Annotated in this window: 1 pseudogene; it reads right to left on the reverse strand. The window is 48.0% G+C overall.

Annotated elements, in window-relative coordinates:
* Positions 1–564 (reverse strand): annotated as a pseudogene (locus R7040_RS28790) (AAA family ATPase); the annotation flags it as partial.

The following is a 564-nucleotide window of genomic DNA, read 5'->3' on the forward strand; positions in this document are numbered from 1 at the left end:
CGCTCGAACTCCACACTTCTTGCTGATCTTCAGGGACTTCTTCCGTAACCGATGGTTCAGGCATGTCTGATGCTGGCTTAAAACCATCCCAGTCATCACCGACATCCAACATGGTTTCGAAATCCATGCCTGCACTTGCAATGGTGTCGCTGTCGAGCTTGCCATCAAACGCTTCAGCACTTGGCTCATCTGCAAGCAAGTTAGCCATCGTTGATTCATCAAAATCGTCTAACTCAGATGGAGATTCAATAGCAGTTGGCTGCTCTACTTCTTGATCAAAACTGTTGTGAGCGAAGACTTCAAAAAGCGCATCATGGTCATTATCTGCCTGGAGAATTGGCTTAGGCGCAACTTCTGATTCTGATGAAGATGATGCTTCAGCCATAGCCGCTATAGCATCTTCTTCACTGAACTCTGGCAGTTCAGTATCATCGAAGTTGAACTCTTCTTCCGCTTCGGCTGCTGGTGCTGCCGCTTCACGTTCAGATTCTGGTAGCCCAGGTTCATCAGCCATAGACGCTAATGCATCTTCTTCGTCGAACTCTGGCAGTTCCAGTTCGTCGA

It is taken from the genome of Vibrio sp. 1069 (assembly GCF_033340555.1).